Raw genomic sequence first — 11,855 nt, forward strand, 5'->3', positions numbered from 1 at the left:
ACGGTGGACGTGACGGTGGATGTGACGAATCACGCCAAGGTTTCAAGGCTCACGGCCACGATGACGGGTGCAGGGTCGGTGTTCACGAGGCGCAAGGCCTGGTTTGGCTGCCCGTCTCCGCTTGCTCGCTGAACCGTCACACCCATGGCCTGCACGGTGTCAGCTTCATCCAGCGTCTGGCGCAGCGAGGCGGGTATCGGCGCTGCGGCAGTGAAGTCGAAGCGGGGTTTCAACGCGACGTAGAAAGTTGACACACGGCACGCCATCAGTCCGCCAGGCCCGAAGAATACGCCTGCATCCGGCACCAGGCCGCGACCCAGCGCCACCATCGAGGCGTCGTACCAGCTGCCGGGGTAGATCGGCACCTGGTCCCAGCATTCAGAGGTGATCGTCACCGTCTCCAGCGAAGCGGCGGGTAGCGCAAGGACGCGGCCGGAAGCGTCCAGGGCCTGCAGGGAAGCCGGAGCCTGCGGCCCTGCGCCGGATGTGTCGTTGAGATTCAAGCGCAAGGTGCCGGGGTTTGCGATCGTTCCGACAGCCACTGCTGCGCTCCACTCCGACGAACTCTTGGGCAGTGTCCAGATAGGTTTCCACTGGAGGTAGCCGGTCTCGTACACCTTGGTCCATCCCACCGGAGTGGGCGAGTAGGCAGGGTCGCCTGGAGGTGCCGCCATCTTCTGCATGGCGCCTGCAAGCATCGACTGATAGGGAAATTTGCAGGCTTCGAGTACCTGCAGAAAGGTCTTGTATCCCTGCGAAAAGCTGCGCCCCGACGCTTGGTACAGCGCGCCATTGGCAGCGGACTGGGGCACCGTATCTGCAAAGAGGAACTGCGCGTCGGCCATGGTGCCGGTCACTGGATCCGGCCAGTTCCACGCGGTCACCGGCATCAGCATCTGCCCCCGCACCAGCGGCGCCGAAATGGATGCCGAGCGCTTGAACACCATGCCGGTTTTCGGCCCGCTCGATACGCTTGGGGCCCTTGGGGGCGGAGGCACCAGATCAGCCAGACCGCCGAGGAACTGATGGATCACGTTCATGAACGCTGTCTCCGGTTGACGGGGGTGGGCCCCGCCAGTCCCGCCCACCCGCTGGTCTTCAGGTCAGTGGATGCCCGGGAAGTCGACGATCACGCCGATGATTTGCGGGTTCACCGAGGTGCTGCTTCCCTTGAAGGTGTTGGCCTGTGCGGTGCTCTTGGTGTACTCGGACTGGTGACCGCCCGTGCCACCGAAGGTGAAGGGTCCGATGCGCACACCCGCGCTGGCCTCGAAGGCCTGCTTGTTCTGCTGGTAGGTGTTGGCGCTCATCGTGATCTCGAACGAAGGCTTGTAGACGACCAGCAGCTCGGACACCCGTGCCGCGACGATGCCGTTCGGGCCGAACAGGGAGCTCGACCCCGGGCCACCGTTGGCCACCCACGGGGCGACGATGGTGTAGCCCTGGCCGTTCGGCCCCTGCTGTGCCTTGGCCAGTTCGCTCATGAAGCCGCCCGGGTACCAGTCGCCCGGATTCACCTTCACGCGCGTGGAGGACTCGCAGCTGATCTTCACTGCCGAGCTCGAGTCCTGGTTGAACAGGTCGGACTTGCTCCAGCCGCCCGATGCGTTGACGCTCCAGAAGAAGTTGCCAACGCTGGTCGAGCCCTTGGCAAACGAGGACTTGAAGTCGCTGCTCGATTGCGAAGATTTCATCGCGATCGAGAACGCGCCTGCGCTGCCATTGCTGAGCGATGCGCGCCAGTCCGCGCCGTTCGTGTCGATGTGGAAGTCCGGCTGCCAGCGCAGGATGCCCGCGCCATCCGGCACCTTGGTCCAGCCTGCCGGTGCGTTGTTCGTGGCGGGGTCGCCCGACGGCGTCTGCATCATGTCGATGGCGCGCTGCAGATCGCTGGGCATGCTGGCCCGCTCCAGCTCCATCTTCATCTTGACCGCCTGGTTGTAGGCGTTGGTGGCCGCCTGGATGGTCGTAATGTAGGCAGCAGCCTCCGGCGCGTTGTTGATCCACGTGCTGATGTCAGGGTAGCGGGCCGCGAATATCAAGCCGCCGTTCTGCTTTGCACTCAGGTAGACCTGGTTCATGTCGCTGTTGGCCTTGACGATCGCATTGCTTTTCTGGACGCACAGGTTGGCCAGCGCTGTCTGATCGGCCTGCTGCTCGGGGCTGACCTTGAATGTCACGTGACCGAAGATCTGGCGAACGGCGTCGAAGAGCGTTGCATCGAGGCTGCCGTACTGACCGATCGCAGACCACTGCGGCATGCCGCTGACGACCTGATAGGCCGCCGCGTCCCATTGCCCGGTTGGAGCCGTGCCCCAGCTGAAGTCCTTGGGGGTGCCAAGCAACTGGAAATTCGGGGTGCCGAGATTATCGATAAGGGCGTTGTACAACTGGCTGAACATGGCTTGATCTGACATGGCGTGCAATTCCTGAAATTGAATGAATAGGGAGCGACATGAGGTTTGAAGTCATGAACGCTTTTCTTTGCCAATGAGAATGATTGCCCGGTATTGGGCCTAAGGCATGGGGTGCTTGGGAGAAGTCTCAGGTGGTGACCGCGAAGAGTGGTTCATGGCGGGATACTCCTTTGAGTTGCGTGCAGGAATCCGACACGTGGGCGCCGGGAAGATGCCCCGACGGACGCTGACCGTAGAGGCGAAGAGGTGAAGGGATATGAGCCTTTGCAGCCTTTCAAGGCTCGCGCGGATATTCCATATCAACCGCGCAAACCTGGAATGCACTGGCGCCTGCTGAAGCCGTCATAAGTATTCGTTGGACTCATCATGCCCAATTGCATCAGGAGGATGGAATACTTCCAATGTCGTATTCGGTGAGTACGGACAGGCGATGCACGCTGGCTTGGATATCAGATGCTGCCGCCATTGCGAGTTGCCGTTGGCGCAAATGTCTGCAACTGGGCGGTGCTTGTCAGGCCCAGTTTGCGCAGAATGTTTTCGCGATGCTTGCGCACGGTCAAGTCGCTGAGGTAAAGCGAACGTGCGATCTCCTTGCTGGTCTGGCCCGCCAGCACGTGCACCATCACTTCCTGCTCGCGGGGAGACAGAGGGAGCGGTGAGCGGGCAGCGCTCAACCAGCCGTGCCGCCTGGCGTGCGTGACGAGTTCTACCGCATTGCGCAGGCCCAGCCGCGTACACATATTGCTGCGGTGCTTGCGTACCGTGTGTTCGCTGATGCCCAGCGTGTGCGCAATGTCCTTGCAGCCGAGGCCTTTGGCCATCGCTTCGAGTACATCGATTTCGCGCGCGGTGAGCGCAGACGCGATGACTTCATCTGCTGTTGGATGCGCAGCATCGAGATGGCATTCGCTATTTGCTAAAACTATTTCCGATCTATCCATGGTATGTCTCCCATTTTTTATGTGCCGATGCCATAGGGCCATTCCACGCCGAAGCCTCGGCGAGACTGCTTTGCACAGTGCCGTTTGAAAGATTGAATAACTCGCTAAACCGCCTGTTTACCGCCTGAGTAAACTGACGTCATGCCATTCGTGTGAAAATTGTGCGGTAAAGGATCAGCCGGAAAAATCCTGAACATTGGACGATTGAAAATCGCGCGCATTCAGCCTGTGGCAGCCTTTTGTATCCAAGGCGGGAGATTAGTAAACCATTATCAGGATGGTGTGGTGCGTTGAGGGAGTATCAAAGTCGTTTGAGAATCTGTTATCGCCATTTCACCGTTGGAATGGACATCTTAGTGGAAATCTTTGGTGAAATCATTACATCTGGCTACAAAAATTCGACACCAAGGTTTTTGCAGGAGATTGTGGGAAAGCCAATGGTCTTCTGTGGATCGCGCTTGCGTGATCAGGATTTTCTGGCATTGCCCAGCCGAGTCCAGGATGCGGGCTGTTGCGCAGGTCTTGAGACATGCGGGTAAGCAATTCCTGCCATGGCGTATCGAGAAGCGGCTGGGCACCTGCGATGTGCTTCAAGGGAAGCACCTCTTTTGCCAAAAGCGTTCCCGGGTCATGACGAAGGGCGTGAGCACCACGACCGTCGCCAGTCCCAACGACCTGGATATACGCCAGTTCAGGGGGCAGGGCGGGTGCCCTCGTCAGGCCCGCCCTCCAGCACGCGCAGCAGCAGGGATAGCCGCTGGTCCAGCGCGGCCAGTTCGGCAACGGGCATGGGCGCCAGCATGGCGCGCTCGTTGTCCAGGTGCGCTTCCACGGCGCGGTCTATCAGCTCCAGCCCCTGGTCGGTGAGCTGCACCAGCATGCTGCGCGCGTCCTGCGGGTTGGGCAGGCGCTGCACCAGGCCGCGCGTCTCCAGGCTTTTCATGCGGTGGGTCATGGTGCCCGAGGTGACCATGAGCGTGGAAAACAGGGCCGTGGGCGTGAGGCAGAAGGGCGCGCCCGAGCGGCGCAGCGTGGCCAGCACGTCGAATTCCCACATGGTCATGCCGAAGCGCGCAAAGCACTCTTCCAGCCGCTGCTCCAGCAGGGCGGCGCAGCGCTTGATGCGGCCTATGGGGCCCATGGGGCTGGCGTCCAGGTCGGGGCGTTCGCGCGCCCATTGTTCGAGGATGGTGTCTACCCGGTCGGGCAGGCGGGGGAGGGTGGGTTTCGGCATTTGTCTTGATTTTAAGATAAGTCGTGCATAATGGATTTGTCTTGAATTAAAGATAAATGCCATGTCCTCCTCGCCATCCTCTTCTTCCGCACCCTCGGCCAGCCTCGCCATGGCCTGGCGCGACATCCTGCTGACCGCGCTGGCGCCCGCCATCTGGGGCTCCACCTACATCGTCACTTCCGAGCTGCTGCCGCCAGACCGTCCGTTCACGGCTGCGCTGATCCGCGTGCTGCCGGCCGGGCTGCTGCTGGTGCTGTTCACGCGGCGGCTGCCCGTGGGCTCGGGCTGGTGGCGGCTGCTGGTGCTGGGCGCGCTGAACATCGGCGTGTTCCAGGCGCTGTTGTTTGTGGCGGCCTACCGGCTGCCGGGCGGGCTGGCGGCCGTGCTGGGTGCCGTGCAGCCCCTGCTGGTGATGGCGCTGGCCTGGGGCGTGGACGGGCGGGTCCCCGCGCGGCTGACGCTGTGGGCCGCCGTGGCCGGCATTGCGGGCATGGCAGTGCTGCTGCTGTCGCCGCAGACGGTGTTCGAGCCCGTGGGCATGGCGGCGGCATTGGCGGGTGCGGTGTGCATGGCGGCCGGCACCTGGCTCACGCGGCGCTGGCGCGTGGACTTGCCGGTGCTGGCGCTGACGGGCTGGCAACTGCTGTTTGGCGGGCTGATGCTGCTGCCGCTGGCCTGGTGGGTGGATGCGCCGTTGCCCGCGCTGTCGCTCACCGAGCTGGGCGCCTATGCCTACCTGTGTCTTGCCGGCGCGCTGCTGGCCTATGTGCTGTGGTTTCGCGGCATCGGGCGCCTGCCGTCGGTGGCCGTGTCGTCATTGGGCCTGTTGAGCCCGCTCACCGCCGTGGTCCTGGGCTGGGTGCTGCTGTCGCAGTCCATGACGGGCATGTCCTTCCTGGGCCTGCTGGTGGTGCTGGCCAGCGTGCTGGCGGTGCAGTGGTCTGCTTCGCGCGGCGCCTGAGCATGGGAACGGTTGGCAAGGGGCTGCGGATTATTTATCATACGGTGTATGTTTAATTGGATGGAGAGATCGCCATGGCACCCGCAAAAGCCCTCAGCAATGCATTCGGCAAGGTCTTCATCGCCACTTCGGTGGATGGTTTCATTGCCCGGCCCGATGGTTCGTTGGACTGGCTGCCGGCCGGGGGCGATGGCGGCGAGGACTACGGCTACGCGGCCTTCATGAAGACGGTGGACGGCATCGTCATGGGCCGCTCCACCTATGAAAGCGTGCTCGGCTTCGAATCCTGGCCGTTCGACAAGCCCGTGGTGGTGATGAGCCGCACGCTGGGCGCGGGCGATGTGCCTGTGCACCTGCGCGGCAAGTTGCGCATCACGTCCGCCCAGCCTGCCCAATTGGTGGCCGAGCTGCGGGCCGAGGGCTGGAGCAGCGCCTATATCGACGGCGGAGCCGTGATCCGCGCCTTCCTGGCGGCGGGTGAGGTGGGCGAGATGACCATCACCCGCGTGCCCGTGCTGATCGGCGCGGGGCGGCCGCTGTTTGGTGATATCGGCTGCGATCTGCGGTTGACGTGCCTGGCCTCCCAGGCCTATCCCAGCGGCATGGTCAGCACGCGCTACCGCGTGGAGGCGGGCGGCCGGGTCATGGTGCGCAACGGGGGCGGCGATGAGTGAGCAGGCTGTACTGGCTGTACCGACTGCACAGGCTGCACGGCGCGGGCGCCCCTCGGCCGGGCGCTCGCTCAGCCGCGATCAGGTGCTGGATGCCGGGCTGGCCTTGCTGGAGGCCGTGGGCGCGCAGGGCTTTGGCCTGCGGCCGCTGGCGCGGCAGCTGGGCATTACGCCCATGTCGGTGATCCACCATGTGGGTGACCAGCAGGAATTGATGCGCAGCCTGGTGGAGCGCGTGCATGGCCAGCCGCTGGCCGAACCGCAGCCCGGGCTTGCGCCGGCGCAGCGAGTGCAGGCGCTGCTGGCGGGCTACATGGAGCGCGTGCGCCGCCATCCGGCGCTGACGGTGTGCATTCTGGGCGACCCGGCCCTGTTCACCGATTCGCTGGCCGCCTTCACGCAGCGGCTGCGCGGCGAGGTGCAGCAGTGCGAGCCCAGCGATGACGATGCCGCCGTGCTGCTGGACTTGCTGATCGATTACACCCATGGCCATGCGCTGGCGCTGGCCCTGTCGGGCGAGGGTGCGAAGGCCTTGCATGGCCGGTTCGAGCAGGGGCTGGCGCGGCTGCTGCGCTAGGCGCCGGCCTCCACGCGCAGGCCGGCCTGCTGCCAGCCGGTGAAGCCCGCCTCGAAGCGCCGCGCCTCCCGGCCACTGGCGCGCAGCGCCGTGACGGCATTGGCCGAGAGTACGCAGTACTGGCCCCCGCAATAGGCCACGATGTCCTTGTCGGGCGGCAGCGCGTCCAGCTCGCCTTCCAGCGCTTCCAGGGGAATGTTGACGGCCCCGGGCAGGTGGCCCTGGGCGAATTCCGCTGGAGGACGCACGTCCAGCACGATGGTGTCGTCCATCTGCATGCGCTGCAGCAGCTCGTCCAGCGCAACGGCTTGCAGGCGGTCACGCTGGCGCAGGCTGTCGGAGACCACGGCGCGGATCTCGGCGTGGCGGAATCGCAGATAGTCGTGCAGCGCATCGATGATGCCGGTGATGGGCCCGTCACCCAGCCGGTACAGCACATGCTTGCCCTCGCGCCGTGTGAGCACCATGCCCGCGCGCTTGAGGTGCTGCAGGTGCTGGGAGGTGTTGGCCACGGACAGCCCGCACAGCTCGGCCAGGCGCTCCACGGGCTGCTCGCCTTCGGCCGCATGGCTCAGCAAGGTGAGGCGGTGGGCATGACCCAGGGTGCGCGCCAGGTCGGCCAAGTCGGGGAAGGCCTCGATCGGTACAGGGCTGCTTGACGGATTCATGGGGGATAGCCTAGCATCGCGCAAACATTCAATCAATTAATTGAATGTATTGTTCATTGTGCATGCGGTGGCATCCAAGGAGGCCGCTGCAAACCTGCAAGAGAGTGAAGAGACATGCTGGATGTGCCGGAATTCCTGCTGCGCGCCGTGCTGACGGGCGCAGGCGCGACCTTGGTGATGGATGTGTGGGCGCTGGTGCTGCAGCGTCTGTGGGGCGTGCCTTCGCTGGACTACGCCATGGTGGGCCGCTGGCTGGGCCATCTGCCGCGCGGCCGGCTGGTGCATGCCGGTATCGGCCGGTCCGCGCCGGTGGCGGGTGAGAAGGCCCTGGGCTGGGTGGCGCACTATGCGATCGGCGTGGCCTTTGCGGCAGCCCTGCTGGCCCTGGCGGGTGAGGGCTGGGCCCGGGCGCCCACGCTGTGGCCGGCCCTGGCCTGGGGCGTGTTCACCGTGGCCGCACCCTTTCTGGCGCTGCAGCCGTGCATGGGGGCGGGGCTGTTTGCCCGCAAGACACCCAAGCCCGCCGTGGCGCGGCTGCGCAGCCTGATGGCGCACACGGTGTTCGGCCTGGGCCTGTTCATCGCGGCCTGGGCCGTCTCGCAACTGAGGGGCTGAGCGGATGCGCTGACCCGGTTCAGGCAAACAGCCTGTGCGCCATGAATTCGAGAAAGGCCCTGACCTTGGGCGAGAGGTCGCGGCCCGGGGGCCAGACCATCCAGACCGTGCCCTGGGCGTTGGCGGTGAACGGGTCGAGCACGGTCTGCAGCAGGCCCTGCTCCAGCTGGCGGGCCACGGTGAAGTCCGGCAGGCAGGCAATGCCCTGGCCGCGCAGCGCCAGGAAGATGCGCATCTCCACGCTGTTGCAGACCACGCTGGAGGGCAGCGCGGGCGGGGCGGTGTCGTCGTCGTTTCCCAAGGGCCAGCGCTCCAGCCGGCCGGTGGCCGGATAGCGGTAGTGCAGGCATTGGTGGCGGGCCAGGTCGGCAGGTTGCGCCGGCCTGCCATGGCGCTGGAAATAGGCGGGCGAGCCCACCAGCACGCGCCGGAAGCCGCCCAGCCGCCGTTGCTTGAGGCCCGAGTCCTGCAGCGGCGCGGCACGTATGGCCACGTCAAAGCCGTCGCCGATCACATCGACCAGATGGTCCGAGAAATTCAGGTCCAGTTCGACCTCGGGGTACTCCAGCAGGAAGTCCGAGAGCGCCTGCTCGAACAAACCGCAGTGGCGTGGCAGGCTGACCTTGAGCCGGCCCTGGGGCCGCTCGCCCGCATGGCGCAGTTCCTGCTGCGCGGCCTCGACCTCGCAGAGGATGCGCCGGCAGCGCTCCAGAAAGCGTTCGCCCTCGGCCGTCAGTGCCAACGTGCGCGTGCTGCGGTTGAACAGGCGCACGCCCAGGCGCTCCTCCAGCCGCGCCACGGCCTTGCCCACGGTCGAGGGCGACAGCCCCAGTTCGCGCGCCACGGCAGAGAAGCCCAGCCGCTCGGCCACGCGCACAAAGAGGCCGATGCTGCCCAGGCTGTCTATTTCCATGTGCTGTGTGAAGAGGTGTGTGAAGGAGATGATTTGAGACTCAGGTGTCTCAAGTGTTCGGAAATAAAGATGGATTGTCTCAGATGAAGACGGGCCTACGCTGGCGGTCGTTTCTTGAAATGGCGCACAAACCATGTCTTCCCTCTCTCGCGGCAGCCCCCTCAAATGGCTGCAACTGCTGGCCGTCTGCCTGACGGGGCTGCTGATTCCCCTGAGCTTCACGGGCCCGGCCGTGGCCCTGCCTTCCATCCATGCCGAGCTGGGCGGCACGCCCTCCCAGCTGGGCTGGATCATGAATGCCTACATCCTGAGCTACGGCAGCGCCATGATGGTGGCCGGCAGCCTGACCGACATCCATGGCCGGCGCCGCCTGTGGCTGTTGGGGCTGGTCTGGTTCGGCCTGCTGAGCTTTGGCGTGGGCCTGGCAACCGATCTGCGCTGGGCCGATGGGCTGCGCCTGCTGCAGGGGCTGGGCGGGGCAGTGGCCTTTGCGGCGGCCATGTCCTCCCTGGCGCCGCTGTTCGAGGGCGCGGCGCGCATGCGGGCCTTCAGCCTGCTGGGCACGACCTTTGGCCTGGGCCTGGCCTTCGGCCCCTGGGTGTCGGGCCTGATGGTGGACAGCCTGGGCTGGCGCTGGGTGTTCCATGGGACGGGGCTGGTGGCGCTGCTGGGCCTGCCCATGGTGATGGCCAGCGCGCGGCGCGATGAAGCCGTGTCTGCCGACCGGCCCGACTGGCTGGGCGCAGCCCTGTTCACCCTGGCCCTGGGCGGCTTCACCTACGGCGTGCTGATGGTGCCCGAGCGCGGCTGGCTCCATGCCGAGGTGCTGGGGCCGCTGGCGCTGTCCGCCTTGCTGTTCGTGGTCTTCGTGGCGGTGCAGCGGCGCGTGGCCCGTCCGTTGCTGGATCTATCGCTGTTCTCGCAGCCGCGCTTTCTGGGCGTGCAGTTGCTGGCGGCGTCTCCGGCGTTTCTGTTCATCTCTCTGGTGGTCATGCTGCCCGGGCGCTTCATCGGCGTGGAGGGCCTCAGCCCGCTGGCGGCGGGCCGCATGATGGGCTGGCTGGCGGCGCCCTTGCTGGTGGTGCCGCTGCTGGCGGCCCTGCTGGTGGGCCTGCTGTCGCGCTGGATCAGCCCGGGCCGGCTGTCGGCGGCCGGTCTGCTGCTGGCCGCGGCAGGCCTGTGGTGGCTGGCGGCTGCCTTCGGGCAGGGCGCCGGTCCGGCGTTGGCGCTGCCCTTGCTGCTGATAGGCACCGGCATTGGCCTGCCCTGGGGCCTGATGGACGGGCTGGCCGTGAGCACCGTGGCGCCAGACCGCGTGGGCATGGCCACGGGCATCTTCAACACCGTGCGCATCTCGGCGGACGGCGTGGCCCTGGCCGTGGCGGGCGCCGTGCTGGCGGTGCTGGTGGAGGGGCAGCTTGGCGGGCTGTCGCCCGATGCGGACCTGCGGCGCGAGATGGCCGGGCAACTGGCCCAGGCCGATCTGGCGCGCGCCGCCCAGGCGCTGCCGGGGCAGGACGGCTTGCTTGCGCAGGTGTACGGCGCGGCCTTCCACGATCTGTTGCTGCTGCTGGCGGGGCTGGCGGTGGTCACGGCGCTGGCCGTTCTGTGGCTGCTGGAGCGCAAGGGCCGGGCCGTGTCTTCCCCGGAGCAATTGGCCCCGCAGGCCGGGCGCAGGCTCAGCTAGCAGGCTGCAACTGCACGCCCAGGCGCGAGAACAGGATCTGCCGGCCATCGCCCTGCAGGCGCTGTATCACCATGCCACCATCGCGGTGCAGGTAGATGCGCAGGGCGCTGCCGTTGCCGGGATCGTGGTCCAGGTAGCAGGGGTCTTTGTCCAGGTCCTTCCAGCCGTGAAAGTCTTCCAGCCGGCGTGTACCGATGCGGCGCAGCTCGGTCTCGGGGGCCGCGAAATAGCTGTGGGTCTGAAGCCACAGCGTGCGCAGCTGCTCGAAGGACTGTTCGCGCGAGGAACAGGCGGGCGCAGCCTCCAGCAGGGACAGCAGCATGTCCAGAAGCTGATCGAATGAATACTGCATGCCGCGCCCCTTTCAGCGATCGACGGTGCGCACTGCGCAACCTCGATCAGGGTAACCGGATATTGCGCGAATGTGAACAAAGCATGACCGTGGTGGTTTGTCGCTATTGCCAGCCTGCGCCGACAGTGATTGGCGCGGGTGTTGCATGCAGGGCACCGGCCTGGATGGCCGGACAATGGCCGGGCACATCCTGCGTGATGCCGACCTTTTTTGTTCCCGCCACCTGTTTCCCCACTTCTGCTGCCCATGGAACGCTTCACCATCTCCATCGACGACGACCTGGCCCGTGATTTCGACGCATGGATCGCCGCGCGCGGCTACGACAACCGCTCCGAGGCCATCCGCGACGTGCTGCGCGCCCACCTGGCCCAGGTGCGCGAGCGCGAGGACGCCGACGGCCTGTGCGTGGCCAACCTGTCCTATGTCTACAACCACCACGAGCGCGACCTGTCCGAGCGCCTGGCCAGCCTGCAGCATGACCACCACGAACTGCACATGGCCACCACCCACGTGCACCTGGACCATGAGCAGTGCATAGAGACGGTGATGCTGCGCGGCCCGGCCAGCGCTGTGCGGCGATTTGCCGACACCATCACGGCCGAGCGCGGCGTGCACCATGGCCAGCTCAACGTGGTGATGGCGCGCCGGGGGGAGCCTGGCGGGCATGAGCACGCGCAACCCGATCCCCATTCCCATCCGCATCCGCATCCACATCCCCATTCACACGCCCACGGCGACTGATTGAAGCCAGGGCGGGCGCCTTGCCCAGCCTCTGTCACGCAGGTCGGTATGAAGTTTGCTTTTTTCTTCATACAACTC

General features: G+C 65.6%; 14 protein-coding genes. 6 read left to right on the forward strand and 8 right to left on the reverse strand.

The window, feature by feature from the left end:
* Window positions 1-29: 29 nt before the first annotated feature.
* The 5 genes from IAE24_RS21025 to IAE24_RS21045 all read right to left on the reverse strand — a co-directional run bounded on the left by IAE24_RS21025 (window position 30) and on the right by IAE24_RS21045 (window position 4,592).
* A complete protein-coding gene (locus IAE24_RS21025; protein WP_071955205.1) occupies window positions 30-1,040 on the reverse strand; it encodes a hypothetical protein in 1,011 nt (336 codons plus the stop codon).
* A 63-nt stretch (window positions 1,041-1,103) separates the two neighbouring features.
* Window positions 1,104-2,417, reverse strand: coding sequence for a hypothetical protein (locus IAE24_RS21030; protein ID WP_199961112.1), 1,314 nt, complete (start codon window positions 2,415-2,417; stop codon window positions 1,104-1,106).
* Between the two features lie 449 nt (window positions 2,418-2,866).
* The gene (locus tag IAE24_RS21035) at window positions 2,867-3,358 is read right to left on the reverse strand and encodes a response regulator transcription factor (protein WP_180317386.1); all 492 of its coding nucleotides are present in this window, start codon (window positions 3,356-3,358) and stop codon (window positions 2,867-2,869) included.
* Window positions 3,359-3,736: 378 nt separating this feature from the next.
* Window positions 3,737-3,952, reverse strand: a complete 216-nt coding sequence (locus tag IAE24_RS21040; protein ID WP_199961111.1) for a hypothetical protein — start codon at window positions 3,950-3,952, stop codon at window positions 3,737-3,739.
* A gap of 97 nt (window positions 3,953-4,049) precedes the next feature.
* Window positions 4,050-4,592, reverse strand: coding sequence for a MarR family winged helix-turn-helix transcriptional regulator (locus IAE24_RS21045; RefSeq protein WP_063326454.1), 543 nt, complete (start codon window positions 4,590-4,592; stop codon window positions 4,050-4,052).
* Window positions 4,593-4,701: 109 nt separating this feature from the next.
* On the opposite strand from IAE24_RS21045, the gene IAE24_RS21050 reads away from it, so the two are divergent.
* From IAE24_RS21050 to IAE24_RS21060, 3 genes are all read left to right on the forward strand, one after another.
* Entirely contained in the window at window positions 4,702-5,553 is an 852-nt protein-coding gene (locus IAE24_RS21050) for an EamA family transporter (RefSeq protein WP_199961136.1), read from the forward strand.
* Between the two features lie 74 nt (window positions 5,554-5,627).
* Window positions 5,628-6,227 carry a dihydrofolate reductase family protein gene (locus IAE24_RS21055; protein WP_199961110.1) on the forward strand — a complete coding sequence of 200 codons (600 nt, stop codon included), beginning with the start codon at window positions 5,628-5,630 and terminating at the stop codon, window positions 6,225-6,227.
* Window positions 6,220-6,801 (forward strand): TetR/AcrR family transcriptional regulator, encoded by a 582-nt coding sequence (locus IAE24_RS21060; RefSeq protein WP_199961109.1) that lies wholly within the window; start codon window positions 6,220-6,222, stop codon window positions 6,799-6,801. The genes IAE24_RS21055 and IAE24_RS21060 overlap by 8 nt, the downstream gene beginning before the upstream one ends.
* Here the strand turns inward: IAE24_RS21060 and IAE24_RS21065 are convergent.
* Window positions 6,798-7,469: an ArsR/SmtB family transcription factor gene (locus IAE24_RS21065; RefSeq protein WP_199961108.1), complete on the reverse strand. Its 672-nt coding sequence runs from the start codon at window positions 7,467-7,469 to the stop codon at window positions 6,798-6,800. The genes IAE24_RS21060 and IAE24_RS21065 overlap by 4 nt on opposite strands.
* 114 nt (window positions 7,470-7,583) lie before the next feature.
* On the opposite strand from IAE24_RS21065, the gene IAE24_RS21070 reads away from it, so the two are divergent.
* On the forward strand, window positions 7,584-8,084 hold the full coding sequence (locus IAE24_RS21070) for a DUF2938 domain-containing protein (protein WP_199961107.1): 501 nt from the start codon (window positions 7,584-7,586) through the stop codon (window positions 8,082-8,084).
* 19 nt (window positions 8,085-8,103) lie between these two features.
* Here IAE24_RS21070 and IAE24_RS21075 read toward each other — a convergent pair whose 3' ends face one another.
* A complete protein-coding gene (locus tag IAE24_RS21075; RefSeq protein WP_199961135.1) occupies window positions 8,104-8,991 on the reverse strand; it encodes a LysR family transcriptional regulator in 888 nt (295 codons plus the stop codon).
* A 139-nt stretch (window positions 8,992-9,130) separates the two neighbouring features.
* Here IAE24_RS21075 and IAE24_RS21080 point away from each other — a divergent pair, with 139 nt between their 5' ends.
* Window positions 9,131-10,684 carry an MFS transporter gene (locus IAE24_RS21080; protein ID WP_199961106.1) on the forward strand — a complete coding sequence of 518 codons (1,554 nt, stop codon included), beginning with the start codon at window positions 9,131-9,133 and terminating at the stop codon, window positions 10,682-10,684.
* Here the strand turns inward: IAE24_RS21080 and IAE24_RS21085 are convergent.
* The gene (locus tag IAE24_RS21085; protein WP_013802908.1) at window positions 10,677-11,036 is read right to left on the reverse strand and encodes a hypothetical protein; all 360 of its coding nucleotides are present in this window, start codon (window positions 11,034-11,036) and stop codon (window positions 10,677-10,679) included. The two genes, IAE24_RS21080 and IAE24_RS21085, sit on opposite strands and share 8 nt — an antisense overlap.
* A gap of 246 nt (window positions 11,037-11,282) precedes the next feature.
* Here IAE24_RS21085 and nikR point away from each other — a divergent pair, with 246 nt between their 5' ends.
* On the forward strand, window positions 11,283-11,777 hold the full coding sequence (nikR, locus tag IAE24_RS21090) for a nickel-responsive transcriptional regulator NikR (RefSeq protein ID WP_043796807.1): 495 nt from the start codon (window positions 11,283-11,285) through the stop codon (window positions 11,775-11,777).
* Window positions 11,778-11,855 lie beyond the last annotated feature (78 nt).

This window comes from Delftia sp. S65, assembly GCF_016516495.1.
Classification (GTDB): domain Bacteria; phylum Pseudomonadota; class Gammaproteobacteria; order Burkholderiales; family Burkholderiaceae_C; genus Comamonas; species Comamonas acidovorans.

Excerpts from the sequence above, each read along its gene's own strand:
- IAE24_RS21060 (WP_199961109.1), top strand. The coding sequence starts at position 6,220 with ATGAGTGAGCAGGCTGTACTGGCTGTACCGACTGCACAGGCTGCACGG.
- nikR (WP_043796807.1), top strand. The coding sequence starts at position 11,283 with ATGGAACGCTTCACCATCTCCATCGACGACGACCTGGCCCGTGATTTC.
- IAE24_RS21065 (WP_199961108.1), bottom strand. The coding sequence starts at position 7,469 with ATGAATCCGTCAAGCAGCCCTGTACCGATCGAGGCCTTCCCCGACTTG.
- IAE24_RS21085 (WP_013802908.1), bottom strand. The coding sequence starts at position 11,036 with ATGCAGTATTCATTCGATCAGCTTCTGGACATGCTGCTGTCCCTGCTG.
- IAE24_RS21025 (WP_071955205.1), bottom strand. The coding sequence starts at position 1,040 with ATGAACGTGATCCATCAGTTCCTCGGCGGTCTGGCTGATCTGGTGCCT.
- IAE24_RS21035 (WP_180317386.1), bottom strand. The coding sequence starts at position 3,358 with ATGGATAGATCGGAAATAGTTTTAGCAAATAGCGAATGCCATCTCGAT.
- IAE24_RS21050 (WP_199961136.1), top strand. The coding sequence starts at position 4,702 with ATGGCCTGGCGCGACATCCTGCTGACCGCGCTGGCGCCCGCCATCTGG.
- IAE24_RS21030 (WP_199961112.1), bottom strand. The coding sequence starts at position 2,417 with ATGTCAGATCAAGCCATGTTCAGCCAGTTGTACAACGCCCTTATCGAT.
- IAE24_RS21055 (WP_199961110.1), top strand. The coding sequence starts at position 5,628 with ATGGCACCCGCAAAAGCCCTCAGCAATGCATTCGGCAAGGTCTTCATC.
- IAE24_RS21080 (WP_199961106.1), top strand. The coding sequence starts at position 9,131 with ATGTCTTCCCTCTCTCGCGGCAGCCCCCTCAAATGGCTGCAACTGCTG.
- IAE24_RS21045 (WP_063326454.1), bottom strand. The coding sequence starts at position 4,592 with ATGCCGAAACCCACCCTCCCCCGCCTGCCCGACCGGGTAGACACCATC.
- IAE24_RS21070 (WP_199961107.1), top strand. The coding sequence starts at position 7,584 with ATGCTGGATGTGCCGGAATTCCTGCTGCGCGCCGTGCTGACGGGCGCA.